The organism is Rhizobium phaseoli, from assembly GCF_003985125.1.
Taxonomy (GTDB): Bacteria; Pseudomonadota; Alphaproteobacteria; order Rhizobiales; family Rhizobiaceae; genus Rhizobium; species Rhizobium phaseoli.
Genome location: NZ_ML133585.1, coordinates 1 through 14,246 on the forward strand (window position 1 = coordinate 1; position 14,246 = coordinate 14,246).

Annotated in this window: 20 protein-coding genes; 12 read left to right on the forward strand and 8 right to left on the reverse strand. The window is 62.5% G+C overall.

Going from position 1 to position 14,246, the window contains the following annotated elements; translation table 11 throughout:
* Positions 1–122: 122 nt before the first annotated feature.
* Genes EFD56_RS25565 through hemP form a run of 5 tightly spaced genes read right to left on the reverse strand, consistent with a single transcriptional unit; the run spans position 123 to position 4,250 of the window.
* Positions 123–917, reverse strand: a complete 795-nt coding sequence (locus EFD56_RS25565; RefSeq protein WP_037140936.1) for a heme ABC transporter ATP-binding protein — start codon at positions 915–917, stop codon at positions 123–125.
* Between the two features lie 23 nt (positions 918–940).
* Complete coding sequence (locus EFD56_RS25570) at positions 941–2,053, reverse strand: FecCD family ABC transporter permease (protein WP_126906628.1); 1,113 nt, start codon at positions 2,051–2,053, stop codon at positions 941–943.
* Positions 2,054–2,055: 2 nt separating this feature from the next.
* Complete coding sequence (locus EFD56_RS25575; protein ID WP_126906629.1) at positions 2,056–2,985, reverse strand: heme/hemin ABC transporter substrate-binding protein; 930 nt, start codon at positions 2,983–2,985, stop codon at positions 2,056–2,058.
* A gap of 11 nt (positions 2,986–2,996) precedes the next feature.
* Positions 2,997–4,046, reverse strand: coding sequence for a hemin-degrading factor (locus EFD56_RS25580; protein ID WP_126906630.1), 1,050 nt, complete (start codon positions 4,044–4,046; stop codon positions 2,997–2,999).
* A gap of 21 nt (positions 4,047–4,067) precedes the next feature.
* A complete protein-coding gene (gene hemP, locus EFD56_RS25585; RefSeq protein WP_010008382.1) occupies positions 4,068–4,250 on the reverse strand; it encodes a hemin uptake protein HemP in 183 nt (60 codons plus the stop codon).
* A 178-nt stretch (positions 4,251–4,428) separates the two neighbouring features.
* Here hemP and EFD56_RS25590 point away from each other — a divergent pair, with 178 nt between their 5' ends.
* The 5 genes from EFD56_RS25590 to hmuQ all read left to right on the forward strand — a co-directional run bounded on the left by EFD56_RS25590 (position 4,429) and on the right by hmuQ (position 7,304).
* Complete coding sequence (locus EFD56_RS25590; protein ID WP_126906631.1) at positions 4,429–4,854, forward strand: hypothetical protein; 426 nt, start codon at positions 4,429–4,431, stop codon at positions 4,852–4,854.
* Positions 4,855–4,911: 57 nt separating this feature from the next.
* Complete coding sequence (gene tolA, locus EFD56_RS25595; protein WP_126906632.1) at positions 4,912–6,195, forward strand: cell envelope integrity protein TolA; 1,284 nt, start codon at positions 4,912–4,914, stop codon at positions 6,193–6,195.
* A gap of 108 nt (positions 6,196–6,303) precedes the next feature.
* Entirely contained in the window at positions 6,304–6,711 is a 408-nt protein-coding gene (locus EFD56_RS25600) for a DUF2325 domain-containing protein (RefSeq protein WP_126906633.1), read from the forward strand.
* Positions 6,708–6,980: a hypothetical protein gene (locus EFD56_RS25605; protein ID WP_126906634.1), complete on the forward strand. Its 273-nt coding sequence runs from the start codon at positions 6,708–6,710 to the stop codon at positions 6,978–6,980. Before EFD56_RS25600 ends, EFD56_RS25605 begins: the two co-directional genes overlap by 4 nt.
* A 9-nt stretch (positions 6,981–6,989) precedes the next feature.
* Positions 6,990–7,304 carry a heme-degrading protein HmuQ gene (hmuQ, locus tag EFD56_RS25610; protein ID WP_126906635.1) on the forward strand — a complete coding sequence of 105 codons (315 nt, stop codon included), beginning with the start codon at positions 6,990–6,992 and terminating at the stop codon, positions 7,302–7,304.
* Between the two features lie 66 nt (positions 7,305–7,370).
* Here hmuQ and EFD56_RS25615 read toward each other — a convergent pair whose 3' ends face one another.
* Positions 7,371–7,742 carry a DUF423 domain-containing protein gene (locus EFD56_RS25615; RefSeq protein ID WP_064818848.1) on the reverse strand — a complete coding sequence of 124 codons (372 nt, stop codon included), beginning with the start codon at positions 7,740–7,742 and terminating at the stop codon, positions 7,371–7,373.
* Entirely contained in the window at positions 7,739–8,146 is a 408-nt protein-coding gene (locus EFD56_RS25620) for a group II truncated hemoglobin (protein WP_126906685.1), read from the reverse strand. Before EFD56_RS25620 ends, EFD56_RS25615 begins: the two co-directional genes overlap by 4 nt.
* Before the next feature lie 167 nt (positions 8,147–8,313).
* On the opposite strand from EFD56_RS25620, the gene EFD56_RS25625 reads away from it, so the two are divergent.
* From EFD56_RS25625 to EFD56_RS25655, 7 genes are all read left to right on the forward strand, one after another.
* Positions 8,314–8,877: a TetR/AcrR family transcriptional regulator gene (locus EFD56_RS25625; protein WP_126906636.1), complete on the forward strand. Its 564-nt coding sequence runs from the start codon at positions 8,314–8,316 to the stop codon at positions 8,875–8,877.
* A gap of 18 nt (positions 8,878–8,895) precedes the next feature.
* Positions 8,896–9,237, forward strand: a complete 342-nt coding sequence (locus EFD56_RS25630) for a DMT family transporter (RefSeq protein WP_126906637.1) — start codon at positions 8,896–8,898, stop codon at positions 9,235–9,237.
* Between the two features lie 194 nt (positions 9,238–9,431).
* The gene (locus EFD56_RS25635) at positions 9,432–10,217 is read left to right on the forward strand and encodes a ThuA domain-containing protein (RefSeq protein ID WP_126906638.1); all 786 of its coding nucleotides are present in this window, start codon (positions 9,432–9,434) and stop codon (positions 10,215–10,217) included.
* 9 nt (positions 10,218–10,226) lie between these two features.
* A complete protein-coding gene (locus EFD56_RS25640; RefSeq protein WP_126906639.1) occupies positions 10,227–11,270 on the forward strand; it encodes a Gfo/Idh/MocA family protein in 1,044 nt (347 codons plus the stop codon).
* 140 nt (positions 11,271–11,410) lie between these two features.
* On the forward strand, positions 11,411–11,848 hold the full coding sequence (locus EFD56_RS25645) for an EamA family transporter (protein WP_126906640.1): 438 nt from the start codon (positions 11,411–11,413) through the stop codon (positions 11,846–11,848).
* A gap of 105 nt (positions 11,849–11,953) precedes the next feature.
* Entirely contained in the window at positions 11,954–13,489 is a 1,536-nt protein-coding gene (locus tag EFD56_RS25650; RefSeq protein WP_126906641.1) for a tetratricopeptide repeat protein, read from the forward strand.
* 99 nt (positions 13,490–13,588) lie between these two features.
* Positions 13,589–13,801 carry a hypothetical protein gene (locus tag EFD56_RS25655; protein ID WP_037140900.1) on the forward strand — a complete coding sequence of 71 codons (213 nt, stop codon included), beginning with the start codon at positions 13,589–13,591 and terminating at the stop codon, positions 13,799–13,801.
* Here EFD56_RS25655 and EFD56_RS25660 read toward each other — a convergent pair whose 3' ends face one another.
* Positions 13,802–14,197: a DUF1236 domain-containing protein gene (locus tag EFD56_RS25660; RefSeq protein ID WP_037116617.1), complete on the reverse strand. Its 396-nt coding sequence runs from the start codon at positions 14,195–14,197 to the stop codon at positions 13,802–13,804. It abuts the gene before it with no gap.
* Positions 14,198–14,246: the final 49 nt, after the last annotated feature.

A 14,246-nucleotide genomic window follows, 5' to 3' on the forward strand; every position in this document is an offset into this window, starting at 1 on the left:
CTATTTTGTATTGCTCGACGGATTGCCTCTGTCGTCGTGGCGCTCCCGTGTAAAACCTGGCCCATAGTGCTTCCCTCCATGCCAAGGAAAATATTGCACCATCAAATGCCGGGACTAAACACCTAGCGCCGGGGAACGGCGCTGTGAGCGAGCACGAAGGGCGTATCGTCGGGCGGCACCTGGTTGATGCGCAGGGCGCAGCCGAAGACCGAGAACATGATGCCGTCGGTCAACACGTCGCGGATGCTTCCGACGGCAGCGAGGCGCCCTGACTTCATCAGCACGACGCGGTCGGCAAAGAGGGCCGTCAGGTTGAGGTCGTGCATGACGGCGATGACGCCGCCGCCGCGTTCGCAGAAATTGCGGGCGAGCGTCATGATGGTCAGCTGGTGGCTGATGTCGAGGCTTGAGACCGGCTCGTCGAGCAGCAGCCAGCAGGGTTTGCCGTCGACGACGGGCTCGGCGATCTGGCAGAGCACGCGGGCAAGCTGCACGCGCTGCTGCTCGCCGCCCGAGAGGTCCTGATAGAAGCGGCCTTCGAAGCCGGTAAGGTCGACGGAGGCAAGTGCCGCCGCCGCCGTCTGATCGGCCTTGTCGGGATTGAGATTGAGGCCCGAGGTCAGGCCCATGCGGACGATCTCACGTACGGTGAAGGGAAAGGAGATGGTGCTGGCCTGCGGCAGCACGCCGCGAATGGCGGCAAGCTGCCAGGGTTTCAGCCCCTTCACCTCGTCGCCGCCGATGCGCACCGAGCCGCCATAGGCAAGCTCGCCTGATATCGCTTTCATCGTCGTCGTCTTGCCGGAGCCGTTCGGCCCGGCGATCGCCGTCAACTCGCCGGCCTTTGCGGTGAAGGCGACATCGCTGATGATTGATTTGCCGGAAAGGCGCACGGAGAGGCCGGACACTTCGATCATCTGCACGTCACTCACAATGGTGCTCAAAGGGCAAGGCGCGAACGCTGCCTCAGCAGGATCCACAGGAAGAACGGCCCACCGACCGCCGCGGTGATGATGCCGATCGGCAGTTCGGCCGGGGCGACCAGGGTGCGCGCTAGCACGTCTGCGAAGATCAGCAGCGATCCGCCGAGAAGGGCTGCGGCCGGCAGCAGGAAACGATGGTCCGGCCCGATCGCCATGCGCAGGATATGCGGCACGACGATGCCGACGAAGCCGATGCCGCCGCTGACGGCGACGGAGGCGCCGCTCGCCGCCGCGACGCCGACGATCGCGATATTTTTCAGCCGCTGCACTGGGGTGCCCATATGAAAGGCGGCGGCCTCACCGAGCGTGATCGCATTGAGGCCGCGGGCCATGAAGGGCAGGGCGGTGAAGGACAGAAGGATGATCGGGCCGGCGGCGGCGATCTTCGTCCATGTGGCGCCGGCCAGCGAACCCATGCTCCAGAAGGTCAGGTCGCGCAGCTGCTGGTCGTTGGCCATGTAGATCAGCAGGCCAGTCAGGGCGAGCGTGAGCGCGCCCAGCGCGATGCCGGCAAGCAGCATCGTCGCCACCGAGGTCTGGCCGTGACGGGTGGCGATCCTGTAGAGCAGCAGCGTCGTGACCAGCCCGCCGATAAAGGCGGCCGCCGGCAGGGCATAGATGCCGAGAAGCGCCTGGAGCGGTGCCGCGAGGCCGCTGCCGAGCACGATCATGGCGACGGCGCCGAGACTCGCGCCGGAGGAGACGCCGACGAGACCGGGATCGGCCAGCGGATTGCGGAACAGACCCTGCATCACAGTGCCGGAGACGGCCAGCGAGGCGCCGATCAGGAAGCCGAGGATCGTGCGGGGAAGGCGGATATCGACGATGATGATCCGGTCACGGACGCTGAGCGCCGGCTCGAAGCCGGCGATGTTGCCGATGACGTCGAGGATCGCAGCATCCGAGGCGCCTGTCGTTACCGAAAGCAGCATCGAGAAGGCTGAGCCGGCGACAAGCAGCGCGATCGCCAGCACGGCAAGCCGCGTCCGGTCGCCCGCCCGTCTGGTTTCGCCGATCTCTGCCATCGCAAAGCGTCGCTCTCGTTGCGTCATGGCTTGCGGCAGGGCCATGATCAGCCCCCGTAGATCGCCGCGTTGAGCTCACGTGCGGCGGCTGCCGTGCGCGGGCCGAAGCCGAGCAGGTAGATGCCGTCCATCCGGACGATCGCCTTCTTCTCGCCGGCCGGCGTCAGCGCGATCGCCGGCTGGGTCAGCAGGTCCTCATTCCCAGTGCCGGCGCCATCGCCGCGGTCCATCATCAGGATGATGTCGGGCTTGGCTTCGATGATCGCCTCGTCCGCCAGCGGCTTATAGCCGGGGAATGCGCCGACGGCATTGACGGCGCCGGCAAGCTGGATGATGCCGTCGGCCGCCGTGCCGGTGCCCGAGGCCATGATCCGGCCGTTCTGGGCGCTCAGGATGAAAAGAACGCGCTTGCGGTCGGCTTCCGGGCGTTTTTCGGCATCGGCGATCGCCGCGTCGAGATCGGCCGCGACCTTTCCTTTAAGCGCCTTCGCCTTGTCGGGCACGCCAAGCAGCGCGCCGACGCGATCGATCTTGGCGATAATGCCGTCGCGGGTGAACGCGCTCGGCACGGTCTCGAAGGGCACGCTGGCATTCTTCAGCACGGCTAGCGCCTCCTTTGGGCCCGAACCCTCGACGGCGATGATCGCCGTCGGGTTCATGGCGAGGATGCCTTCCGGCGAAAGCGCGCGCATATAGCCGACATTGGGCAGTTTCAGCGCGGCTGCTGGATAGGTGCTCGTCGTGTCGCGGGCGATCAGCCGGCTTTCCTCGCCGAGTGCATAGACAATCTCGGTGATATCACCGCCGACCGAAACCAGGCGCGACGTGTCGAGCTTCTTGTCCTCGGCGTGGGCGGCGCGGACAAAGGCGATGCCTTTGACCGCCGGCGCCGAAGGGATCAGCGGCAGCGCCATGACGGCCGCCGTCAGGGCCAGTTGCCAGGGTCGAATCCCTCGCAGATTGTTACGCATCGTCATCGGCGCGATCCTTATGCGGCCACACTTGCCGCCCGCGGCAAGCTTTCGATGATCTCGCGCCACTCCACGCGTTCGTCCGAGCCTTCCTGCCGCTTGCCGAAGAACTGGATGATCATCTCGCCGTCGGCATTGTAGGCCTCGAGCGAAGTGACGTGGCCGTCGCTGGTTGGCTTGCGCACGGCCCAGGTCTCGGCGATGTGATCCTGGCGCAGATGCAGATGGAAGGTCGGGTCCATGATATTGATCCATGGACCCATCGCCTGGACGTTGAAGATCGGGCCGGAATGGATCTGGACGATGCCGTCATTGGCGACGAAACACATGATCGGCACGCCCGATTTCACCGAGGCATGCATCATCTCGGCCGTCGCGCTGTGGTCGAGCTTCCAGGCGTAGTCGTCGCCGACCGTGCGGATCGCCGCTTGGCGGCCGATCTTCAGGCGCTTGAGCATGCCGAAGAATTCGTGGGTATCGGTGAGCCTGCTCCAGTTGTCGCGCAGCTCGTCGCGGCTGACTTCGGCGGTTTCATCGACGATATTTGAGGTCCCGGCCTCGACGAAATCCTGCGACTGGTCTTCCAGCCTCAACACGGCGACCATCGCATGATAGGCCTCGACATTGGAATTCGGGCGCAAGTGCACCTTGTGCACGGCGTTGCCCGCCCGGTCGAAATATTGCAGGCTGAGGCGCTCCTGATCGCCATCCGTCTTGGAGACGGCGAAGCCATGTTCCCAGCGGCTCGGGAAGATGCGCAGGTCGATATTCTCACCGAGAACGATGGCGGCCTGCACGCCGCTTTTGATGTTTTCGAAGATGCCGATCTTTTCGTGCACGGCACTTTCGTTGCGCGACAGCGCCATCACTTCGCCGAGGCTCGCCACGCGTTCGAGAAATTTCAGCGCGCTGCCATCGATGCGGGTGACGCTGATGCCGGTTTCGGCGGCGACGAGGGCTGCCTCGGAAATCTTCAGCCGGGCGGCGATATCGCGCTCGCGCATCTTCGGGTTGTCGGCGCGAAACGCACGGATTTCAGCTGGCGCCGGTCTTTTCTGCTCAGTCATGTCTTACCTTACTTATTGGCCCTATTTATTGAGGATGAGCTTGCCCTGGCGGGTGATCTTCAGGCGGTAGGTGAGCCCGTCATGTCTGATCATGATCTCGTTCGTGCCGCGGAAGAGATCCGCGCTTTCGACGACCCGCTGTTGCGCCGCCGGCTCGCTAGGCACCGGCGCATGCTTAAAGCTATCTGGCTTTTCAACCATCATTTCGGCTGGCAATTCCGTGAGGCCGGGGATCGGTGGGCTCCCAGCTGTGGTGACAATTAACTTGACTTTCTTACTCATAGTTTTTTAAAGACGCAATAGGATACTAATGCAGTCAAGTTTTTGAGATTGCTGAAATGAAGCTGCCTGACGGCGGCCTGTGATAGTGGCGGAGAAGCATATGACGATCAGGTTTGCGGCTGCTGCAGCCGGCTTATTGATGGTGGTTGCGGGCGTATGCCAGGCACAGGAGACGGCGCCGGCAGCCTCTCTCGATGTCGAGCTCAACGCGCTGGTGCCCTCGCAGAAGGGCTGCATGATGACCTTCGTCGCGCTCAACCAGCTGCCCGCCGCCATCAACAAGGTCTCGTTCGAACTCGCCTTCTTCAACGACAGGAACGCTGTCGCCCGCATCACCATTCTCGATTTCCGGGATCTGCCGCAGGGCAAGAAGCGCGTGCGCCAGTTCGACATGCCGCATGTCAAATGCGAGAGCGTAACCCGCATCCTGATCAACGACACGCCTGTCTGCGACGGGCCGGCTGCCGGCGAATGCATGAAGGGTCTCGTCACCCGTTCGCAGATTTCCGTTCCCTTCGAGGGCTAAGATAACGCCGGGGATGAACCCCGGCGGACATTTTTCAAGCTGTCCGAGGCGTAGACAATGGCGATTTCAGCGAAAACCAGATCGAGACAGGTGCTCATCGGGGAGGCGGAGGCCGGCGGCAGCCTGAACGACAATATGCCCGGCATGCATCCCGGCCATGAGCTTTCCGAACTGCGCAACGCGCCGCGGCAGCCGGCCGGTGAAACGGTAATCCACTACGCGCGTTTCGCGCAGATATCCTCCTTTCCCGACCATCCGGAAACCGTGCCGGCCGCCCCCGCTTCCGCTCCGCCGATGGATGCGGCGGTGGAAAAACAGGAAGACGAGAAGAAACCGGTGCGGCGACGGGTGGCGCTGAGTTGCTTTTGCTCGCTAATTTTCCATGCGACGTTGGCCGCAGTGCTGATCGTTGCCTTTCCCCACATCCCGGAAGAAGCAATTGAGGAAGCCGGGGAAGCCGTCAGCGTCGTCATGTATGGCAATTCCGACGTCGACCAGACCGCTGCAGGCGAGACCGATGTGACCGTACAGGAAGAAATCATTCCGGAGGCGGTAGAGCCGGAGACAATCCAGCCGACCGAAGTCTCGCCTGTAGAAGCTCAGGATACGATTCAGCAAGCCCCTTCTCCAGAGGTAACGCGCGTTTCGCCGGAGACTGCAGCGGCGGTCGAGCCGGAAATCCTCGTCTCTGAAGTTCCAGCGGAAACTGCCGTCGCACAGCCGATGTCGACGGTCGTTCCCGAGGAGCAGAAGCCTTTTGACGAGATACCCCCGGCAGTTCAACCATCCGAGACGCCTCCTGTCGCCGTCGAGCCCGAGGAGGTCAAGCCCGTCGAAACGGCCGAGGTGCAGCCCGAGCCAGACGTGCCGGAGGAGGTCGTGACGCCGAAGCCGAAACCGAAAGCGGTGACTGAGGAAAAGCCGAAACCGGTCGAGAAAAAGCGGCCGCCTAAAAAGACTGCTGGGTCGAAGGGCGAAGCGCAGCAGGATTCTACGCGTGGTGTCGCGGAAGGTAATCCTTCACCACTGTCAGATCAAAACTCGCGCACCGCCGGGAACAACAGTGGAATCGGAACTGCAGCCTTTGCCAATTATGACGGAAAGGTCCGTAGCCGTATTCGTCGTGCGATGAGGACACCTCGCAGTGTCGAAGGGACTGTCGTCGTCTCGTTTTCCGTGAATGGCAGCGGCGGCTTGACGTCCGTGCGCGTGGTCAACGGATCCGGCGTTCCGGAAATCGATCGGCTTGCTGTCGATGCCGTCAGGCGCGCAGCACCATTCGGTCCAACGCCGGGTGGAAACGGAAGGAACTTTATGGCGGTGCCGATCGAGGTCGAATAAATATGATAATAATAATCAACTTTATACTTTACTCCAAAAATCAAGTTTAATAAGGTCCACCCGCACACGCAGGAATCGTGTGACGATCAACGAGCGAACGGGTGGTATATGGCTCGCAAGGGCAAGAAGGGATCGAACCGGGAGATCCGCGACAGCGCGGGCGAGGAGGCTGGTGAGGCATCCCCCGGACGGTCCAAACTGGATGGCCGCAGTTTTCTCTATGTCGGCGGCCGCGACTGCCAGGTGGCGCATCTTCGCCAAATCTGCAGCAATTTCGGCGCCGAGCTCATTCATCACGACGGCGGCTTGCGTGAAGCGGTTTCCCGCATTGATACCGTGCTGCCTTCGGTCGACTGCGTCTTCTGCCCGATCGACTGTATCAGCCACGATGCCTGTTTGCGGGTGAAGACCGGCTGCAAGAAATTCGGCAAGGCATTCATCCCGCTGCGCAACGGCAGCAAGTCCAGCCTGGAGCGTGCGCTGCAGACGATGAACGAACGAGACAATTCCCGATGAACGACCACCGCCTCGACGGCTTCACCATGATCGGTCTGCACAAGCTCGCCGCACAGAGCGGCGACGGCCTCGTGCCCGAGCTTTACGCACTTTTTCAGCAGCATGCCGAACGCCGGCAGATCTATCACAACGTGATGCTGTTCCCGACCTGGGAGGTGCGCATGCCGGGAGAAGCGACGACGAGACCGCTTGGCCCGGCAGCGGCAAACGGCAATAATATCCTTGCCTTTCCCTCGCATGCCGCGAGGATGGGCAAGAGGAAGGCGTAAGGAGATTTCATGTATATCGCAATGAACCGCTTCAAGGTCGTAACCGGGACCGAGGGCGATTTCGAGACCGTCTGGCGCAATCGCGATTCCAGCCTGGCCGAGGTGCCCGGTTTCGTCGAATTCCGTCTTCTGCGCGGCAAGTTCAACGAAGAGGAGGGCTATACGCTCTATTCCTCGCACACAGTCTGGACGAGCGAAGAGGATTTTCAGAACTGGACGAAGTCCGAGAATTTCCGCGCCGCGCATCGCAATGCCGGCGACGGCAAGGCGATGTATAAGGGGCCGCCGGTCTTCGAAGGCTTCAACGTGGTTGAGGGCGTTTAAAGCGTAGCGATTGTGGGCGCCATTCCTGCTTGCTTCCCCTTCTCCCCGGCGGGGAGAAGGCGACGTCTACGAGCGAACCCGCAAGACGCAGCCCGCCGCAACGGCCAGCCATCCAAGCATCATCGACCAGCCACCGGTCGGGGCGGCATAAGGGAAGAGGCCGGCGCCGGTAAAGCGCAGCGTGACGAGGTCACCCGCAAAGAGCAGCGTTCCCAAGATCATAAGAAAACCGGCCAGCCAGGCGGTTTTGAGCCTTGCCGTGCCGAGAGCCAATGCCAGCAGGGCAGGGGCATGCGCGAGACACATGGCGGATGCGGAAGCCGCGAGATTGGCTTCCCCGCCGCCATGGGCGGCAAGGGCGGCGAGCGCCACGCCGGCCACGCCGAACAGGCCGGCAAAGAGATAGAGCACCGGTTCCAGACGCGCATTCAGGCTCATGGTTGTTCCTCGATCGGGGCCTTGTTCTGCATGTGATAGGCAAGGCATTCGACCGGCGCCCAGATCAGATCGCGCAACGCCTGGCTGGCGATCGTCTCATCGAGCGCGCGGCGGAAGCAGAGCAGCCATTCGTCGCGCTCGACCGGGCCGATCTCGGCGACGAAATGGCGGCTGCGCAGGCGCGGATGGCCGCGCTTGTCGGTATAGAGCAGCGGGCCGCCGAGATAGCCGGTCATGTATTCGTAGAATTTCTCTTCGCTGCCTTGAAGGCTCGGCGGGTGCACGGCGCGCACATAGCTTGCCTCCGGCAGCGTATCCATCAGTGCATAGAAGCGGTGCGTCAGTGCCCGTACGGCGGGATCGCCGCCGATCGCTTCATATAGAGTGGTGACCTTTTCCGTCACGGAACCATCCCAGCTGTCATTCACCGTCCGCCGATCTTCATGCACCGGGTGGAATAGGATCGCAACTGTCATCAAGTTGCCGCGGCATTTCGCGCATAATGCCTGCGTCGCAGGGGTTCTCGCCGATTCTTCTTGACAAAACCGTCCGGACGGTATCTTTGTGTTTCATGTCGAACGCTCATCATCGCAAGAAACAACCGGCTCGCGTGCGCCAGCAATTGCTGGATGTCGCCGCGCGTCTTGCGGCGAGCGAAGGCATGGCCGCGGTCACACTCGACGCGGTGTCGACCGCCTCCAGCGTCAGCAAGGGCGGGCTGTTGCATCATTTCCCGACGAAGAATGCGCTGCTCGATGCGCTGTTCGAGAGCCTGCTCGAAAAATTCGACGCCGAAATAGGGGAGCTGATGCGCGGCGATCCGCTGCCGCAGGGCCGTTTCACCCGCGCCTATGTCAGGGCGGTATCCGGCCTCAAGGATCGCCCCGACGATTCCAGGAGTTGGACGCAGGTGACGATCGCGCTCCTTGCCGAACCCCGGCTGCGCCTACGCTGGCGCCAATGGGTGCAGGCGCGGGCAGAGGAATATGTCGGTACCGACTCCTCGCTCGACGCACAGATCGTGCGTTTTGCCGCCGACGGGCTTTGGTTCGCGGACACGCTGGAAAGCCACGATATCGACAGTGCCCTGAGGCGCGATCTCATCGGCCGCCTTGTGGAACTGACGGGCAAGTAATCCGAAAGGGAATTCTTGATGAACCAGGCCGTCGTTTACGGGCTGCTTTTTGCAGCCATCGTCCTCGAAGTTATCGGCACGACCGCGCTGCAATTGTCGCAGCAGTTCACCCGCATCGGGCCGACGGCACTTGTCGTTGCCTGTTATGCGGCGGCCTTCTACTGCCTGTCGCTGACCCTGAAGAGCATTCCTGTCGGTATTGCCTATGCGATTTGGAGCGCTTTGGGAATCGTCCTGATTTCTTCGGTGGGTCTCGTCTTCTTCAAGCAGCGCCTCGACCTGCCGGCGGTCATCGGCCTGGGTCTGATCATATCCGGCGTCGTCGTCGTCAACCTGTTCTCGAAATCCGTTTCGCATTGATTTTGCTGCGATAATTTGGAAGCCTCCTTCGAGACGTGCGAGACAAATTTTCCCCTTTGTCAAATTCCTGACAAAGGGCTATGTGTTGCTTGGACGTGGAGGAGATTGAGGCGCACCCAGCGCCTTTTTCCAAAGCGCTTTGAATTCTGCTTTTCCCGCCTGCTCGATACTTCCAGCTTCCAGAGGAGCACATCATGACCATTCGCACCATTGTGTGGGGTGAAAACATTCATGAAACTACCAATGCAATCGTCCGCGGCATCTATCCCGAGGGCATGCACACGACGATCGCCAATGCGTTGAATGCCGATCCCGCGATCTCAGCGACGACGGCGACACTGCAGGAGCCGGAACATGGGCTGAGCGAGGCCCGCCTGGCCGAAACCGACGTGCTGACCTGGTGGGGCCATAAGGATCATGGCGCGGTCTCCGACGTCATCGTCGAGCGCGTTGCCAAACGCGTCTGGGAGGGCATGGGCCTGCTGGTGCTGCATTCCGGCCATTTCTCCAAGATTTTCAAGCGGCTGATGGGCACGCCCTGCGCGCTGAAATGGCGTGAGGCGGGCGAACGCGAGCGGCTGTGGACGATCAACCCGCGCCATCCGATCGCCGCCGGCATCGGTGAGCATTTCGAGCTGGAAAACGAGGAAATGTACGGCGAGCAGTTCTCGGTGCCGGAGCCGCTGGAAACAGTGTTCATCTCCTGGTTCCAGGGCGGCGAAGTGTTCCGCTCGGGCCTGACCTGGCGGCGCGGCGCCGGCAACATCTTCTATTTCCGCCCCGGCCACGAGACCTATCCGACCTATCACGACGCCACCGTCCAGAAGGTGCTGATCAATGGCGTCAAGTGGGCCTATAACCCCGAGGGCGCGTTGACTGCCATTATCGACGCTCCAAATGTGCCGGTAGAGAAGGCGCTGGAGCCGATCGTCGAACGCGGCCCGAAACTGCACCAGGCCGGCGAAGCCGGTTACCGCTGAGGAGCATTCATGCGACTACTCGTTCTTGGCACTGGCGTGATGGCCAAAAACCAGCTCACCCACTTCAGCAAAATCGACGGTGTGACTGTTGTGGGCGCCGTCGACACCGATCCCGACCGGCTCTCCGCCTTCGCCGACAAGTTCGGCATCGAAAAGCGGTTTCTGACGCTGGATGAGGCCATCGCCTGGGGCGAATTCGATGCGGCGACGAATATCACCCCCGATCGCATCCATCACCCGACCACGCTGGCGCTGATCGCCGCCGGCAAACATGTGCTCTGCGAGAAGCCGCTGGCCGAAAACTATCCGAAGGCGCTGGAGATGACGGAAGCGGCCGAAAAGGCCGGTGTCATCAACATGGTCAATCTCACCTACCGCAACGTGGCGCCGCTGCAGCGCGCCCGCGAGATGGTGCTATCGGGCGAGCTCGGCACGATCAAGCATGTGGAGGCTTCCTATCTCCAGAGCTGGCTGGTCTCGCGCGCCTGGGGCGACTGGCGCACCGAATCGACCTGGCTGTGGCGGCTTTCCACCGGCCACGGCTCGAACGGCGTGCTCGGCGATGTCGGCATCCACATCCTCGATTTCGCCGCCTATGGTGCGGCGACCGACATCGACCATGTCTTTGCGCGGCTGAAGACCTTCAACAAGGCGCCGGGCGGCCAGATCGGCGAGTATATGCTCGACGCCAATGACAGCTTCACCATGGCGGTCGATTTCGCCAACGGCGCGCTCGGCGTCATCCATGCCAGCCGCTGGGCGACGGGCCATCTGAACGAGCTGAAGCTGCGCATCTACGGCGAAAAGGGCAGCCTCGAGGTCATCCATCGTCCGGCCGGATCCGAACTGCGCGGCTGCCTCGGCGACGCTGTCGAGACGGCGACGTGGAAGGAGATCGAGGTCCCCTCAGTGCCGACCAACTATCAGCGTTTTGCCGAGGCGGTGGCAAGCGGCATCCAGCCCGACCCGAATTTCCGCCACGCCGCCAACCTGCAGAAGGTGCTCGACCTTGCCATGGAGACCGAGCGCGAGCGGCGCGAGCTGAAGGTCTGATCGAGATATGGAACCGCTTGCGATGCGAGCGTCGTCAGCGGTTCCCTGCCTGAGATCTTCGTAAGCTATTCTGTATTCTGGTTTTTCCTGTCTATGGTAGGTTTGATGCCGATGGGCATTACAAGGCGAGGGCAAGCCGCATGAAAAGCCTTCTCACGACCTGGCCGCTTTGGGCGCTTCTTTCCGCCGGCTTCGCAGCACTCACGGCGATTTTCGCCAAGGTCGGCGTCGAGAACGTGAATTCCGATTTCGCGACCTTCATTCGCACCATCGTCATCCTGCTGGCGGCGGGAATGATGATCTATGTGACCGGCAATTGGCAGGAGCCATCTTCGGTGTCGGGCAGGACTTGGCTCTTCCTTGTGCTCTCCGGCCTTGCCACCGGCGCCTCCTGGATCTGCTATTTCCGGGCTTTGAAGCTCGGTGATGCCGCGCGTGTGGCACCGATCGACAAACTATCGGTCGTCTTCGTGGCGGTTTTTGCGGTGCTCTTCCTGGGCGAGCGCCTGACGCTTCCGAACTGGCTTGGCATCATCATGATTGCCGGAGGCGCCGTGCTCGTCGCCTACAGGGCCTGAACCCGGGAGAAGGCATAAAGCTGTAAGGCTGGTTCCGACGACGGCTTTTCCCTGCGGGGCGTCGAGCCGCTTTGGATCTGCTATATTTTCGCGTTATGCTTCCATATGGGCAGCTCGACGCTTTCCTTCGGTCCGTTCCTTTACGATCCCGCGACAGGAAGCCTGCGGCGGGAGGGCAAACCTGTTGCGACGGGGCAGCGGCCGGCGGCCCTGCTTGGCCGGCTGCTGGAAGCCGAGGGGCGGGTCGTTACCAAGGCGGATTTGATGGAGCGGGCCTGGCCGGGGCTTGCCGTCGAGGAAGGCAACCTCACGGTGCAGATCGCCGCTCTCCGGAAGCTTCTCGGGGCAAGACCCGATGGGATGGACTGGATCGTCACCGTTCCAAGGGTCGGCTATCGCCTGCCGCGTCAGGACGATGCCGCGTCGGCGCCCGCAGGCCCGCAGCCGCCGACCGTGGCGGTTCTTCCCTTCGTCAATCTCGGCGGCGATGCCGATCAGGATTACTTCGCCGACGGCGTGGTGACTGACATCATCACGGCGCTGGCGCGCTTCCGTTCCTTTTCGGTCGTCTCGCGCAACTCCGCCTTCGTCTACAAGGGGCGCAGCATCGATGTCAGGGAGGTGGCGGCCCAGCTTGGGGTGCGCTACGTGCTCGAAGGCAGCATCCGGCGTGAAGGTTCGCAGGTGCGCATCAACGTGCAGCTGGTTGACGGCGTGACGGCGGCCAATCTCTGGGCCGATCATTTCGAAGACGGCATCGGCGGCATGTTCGCCTTTCAGGATCATATCACAGAGCGGGTCGCCTCGACCGTCGAGCCGACGATCGAAATCGCCGAAATCCAGAGATCACGGCGCGACCGGCCAAACAGCCCGGCGGTTTACGATCTCTATCTGCGTGCGCTTGCCGCAATCATCGACGAGTCGATCGAAAACAATGCCATCGCCTATGGCCTGCTGCAGCAGGCGCTCGCCATCGAGCCGGAAAATCCGATGATCCTGTCGCACGCCGCCTGGGCGCTCGAACATCGCATCGCCATGGGCTGGCCGCGGCTTGGAGAGGACGACGTGGCGGAATGCGTCAGTCTCGCGCGGCGCGGTCTCCAGTACTCCGGCGGCGATCCCCGCGTGATGGCGCATTGCGGCATGGCATTGGTGCAGGCCGGCAAGGATTATGAAGGCGGCATGGCCGTGCTGGAGGCGGCCGCGGCCGCCAATCCCAACGATCTTTTCGTCGCGGCCTGCTCCGGCACCGCCGCCTTGCACTGCGGCGATATCGATCGCGCGCTCGAGCGCCTGCATCGCGCTTTGAGGCTGGGGCCGCGCGATCCGGATGCGCGGTTTTCGCTGACCGCCATCGCCATGGCCGAGCTTATCCGCGGCAATTACGAGGCGGCGATTTCCTATGCGTCGCGCTCGCTGGCCCTCAATGCCCATTTCGATCCGACCTACTGGATGCTGATCGCCGCCCATGCGCATCTCGGCCATATCGAGGAGGCGCGGCGGTTCCTGCATGCGCTTGAGGCGATCGCGCCCGATGTAACGCTGGAGAGGATCGTGGCGGGGCAGCCGGCCAAAGATCCGCGACGTTTCGCGCCGGTTCTGGACGGTCTGGCGCGTGCCGGGATGCGGGCGCGCGCGTAGGTTTTTGGAAGTTTTTGCAGCTTTTCGCCGAACCTTTAAGGACGCAGCCGCATTGCCTGCGCCACTCTCATCCCATCGACCGGGATGGAGGATCGGCTCATGCTTTCCAGCCTTACGATTCTATCGCTCAAACAGGGCAAGCTTTACGGCGAGCATATGCCGGTCGAGGCGCTGCCGTCCGGCTTCAGGCTGCCACGGCTCCTCGCCGTCCCATTGTCGCCAATCGGCCGTTGGCGCAAGCGCCCGAAAAGCAGCCCCGCCGAAGCGGGGCCGAAGGTTGCCGAGCCGCAACAGGCGGCACCGGCTGCTTGATTATTCGATGACCTGTACGACGCGGTGGGTGCGAGGTTCGACGATCACATGCTGATTGTTGATGACCGTGTAGGCGTATTTCGGGTTATCTGGCACCGGGGTAACGACGACATCGGCCGGGAGCGGCTTGCCGACGACGATAGGCTCCTGAACCACCACCCGGGCGGTCGGGGCAGGCTGCTGCTGGACATAGGTGACGACCTCGCGCGGCGGCGGATCGACGACGGCGCCGGCGACACCGCCGGCTATGCCGCCAACGGCAGCACCCACGGGGCCGCCGACGATGGCGCCGGTGATGGCGCCGCCAGCGGCACCGGTGACAGCGCCATCAGCAAGCGCGTTGGTGGCGAAAGACGAAAGCGCAAGGGCGCCGGAGACAAGTAGAATCTTGTACATTTTGCTTCTCCTTTGCTGGGGTTGCGTCTGGGTAACGACGTCGCCCGGC

Bases quoted from the DNA above. Each gene is read 5' to 3' on its own strand.
- EFD56_RS25565 (WP_037140936.1), bottom strand. From the start codon at position 917: ATGATCGAAGTGTCCGGCCTCTCCGTGCGCCTTTCCGGCAAATCAATC.
- EFD56_RS25570 (WP_126906628.1), bottom strand. From the start codon at position 2,053: ATGGCCCTGCCGCAAGCCATGACGCAACGAGAGCGACGCTTTGCGATG.
- EFD56_RS25575 (WP_126906629.1), bottom strand. From the start codon at position 2,985: ATGACGATGCGTAACAATCTGCGAGGGATTCGACCCTGGCAACTGGCC.
- EFD56_RS25580 (WP_126906630.1), bottom strand. From the start codon at position 4,046: ATGACTGAGCAGAAAAGACCGGCGCCAGCTGAAATCCGTGCGTTTCGC.
- hemP (WP_010008382.1), bottom strand. From the start codon at position 4,250: ATGATGGTTGAAAAGCCAGATAGCTTTAAGCATGCGCCGGTGCCTAGC.
- EFD56_RS25590 (WP_126906631.1), top strand. From the start codon at position 4,429: ATGACGATCAGGTTTGCGGCTGCTGCAGCCGGCTTATTGATGGTGGTT.
- tolA (WP_126906632.1), top strand. From the start codon at position 4,912: ATGGCGATTTCAGCGAAAACCAGATCGAGACAGGTGCTCATCGGGGAG.
- EFD56_RS25600 (WP_126906633.1), top strand. From the start codon at position 6,304: ATGGCTCGCAAGGGCAAGAAGGGATCGAACCGGGAGATCCGCGACAGC.
- EFD56_RS25605 (WP_126906634.1), top strand. From the start codon at position 6,708: ATGAACGACCACCGCCTCGACGGCTTCACCATGATCGGTCTGCACAAG.
- hmuQ (WP_126906635.1), top strand. From the start codon at position 6,990: ATGTATATCGCAATGAACCGCTTCAAGGTCGTAACCGGGACCGAGGGC.
- EFD56_RS25615 (WP_064818848.1), bottom strand. From the start codon at position 7,742: ATGAGCCTGAATGCGCGTCTGGAACCGGTGCTCTATCTCTTTGCCGGC.
- EFD56_RS25625 (WP_126906636.1), top strand. From the start codon at position 8,314: ATGTCGAACGCTCATCATCGCAAGAAACAACCGGCTCGCGTGCGCCAG.
- EFD56_RS25630 (WP_126906637.1), top strand. From the start codon at position 8,896: ATGAACCAGGCCGTCGTTTACGGGCTGCTTTTTGCAGCCATCGTCCTC.
- EFD56_RS25635 (WP_126906638.1), top strand. From the start codon at position 9,432: ATGACCATTCGCACCATTGTGTGGGGTGAAAACATTCATGAAACTACC.
- EFD56_RS25640 (WP_126906639.1), top strand. From the start codon at position 10,227: ATGCGACTACTCGTTCTTGGCACTGGCGTGATGGCCAAAAACCAGCTC.
- EFD56_RS25645 (WP_126906640.1), top strand. From the start codon at position 11,411: ATGAAAAGCCTTCTCACGACCTGGCCGCTTTGGGCGCTTCTTTCCGCC.
- EFD56_RS25650 (WP_126906641.1), top strand. From the start codon at position 11,954: ATGGGCAGCTCGACGCTTTCCTTCGGTCCGTTCCTTTACGATCCCGCG.
- EFD56_RS25655 (WP_037140900.1), top strand. From the start codon at position 13,589: ATGCTTTCCAGCCTTACGATTCTATCGCTCAAACAGGGCAAGCTTTAC.
- EFD56_RS25660 (WP_037116617.1), bottom strand. From the start codon at position 14,197: ATGTACAAGATTCTACTTGTCTCCGGCGCCCTTGCGCTTTCGTCTTTC.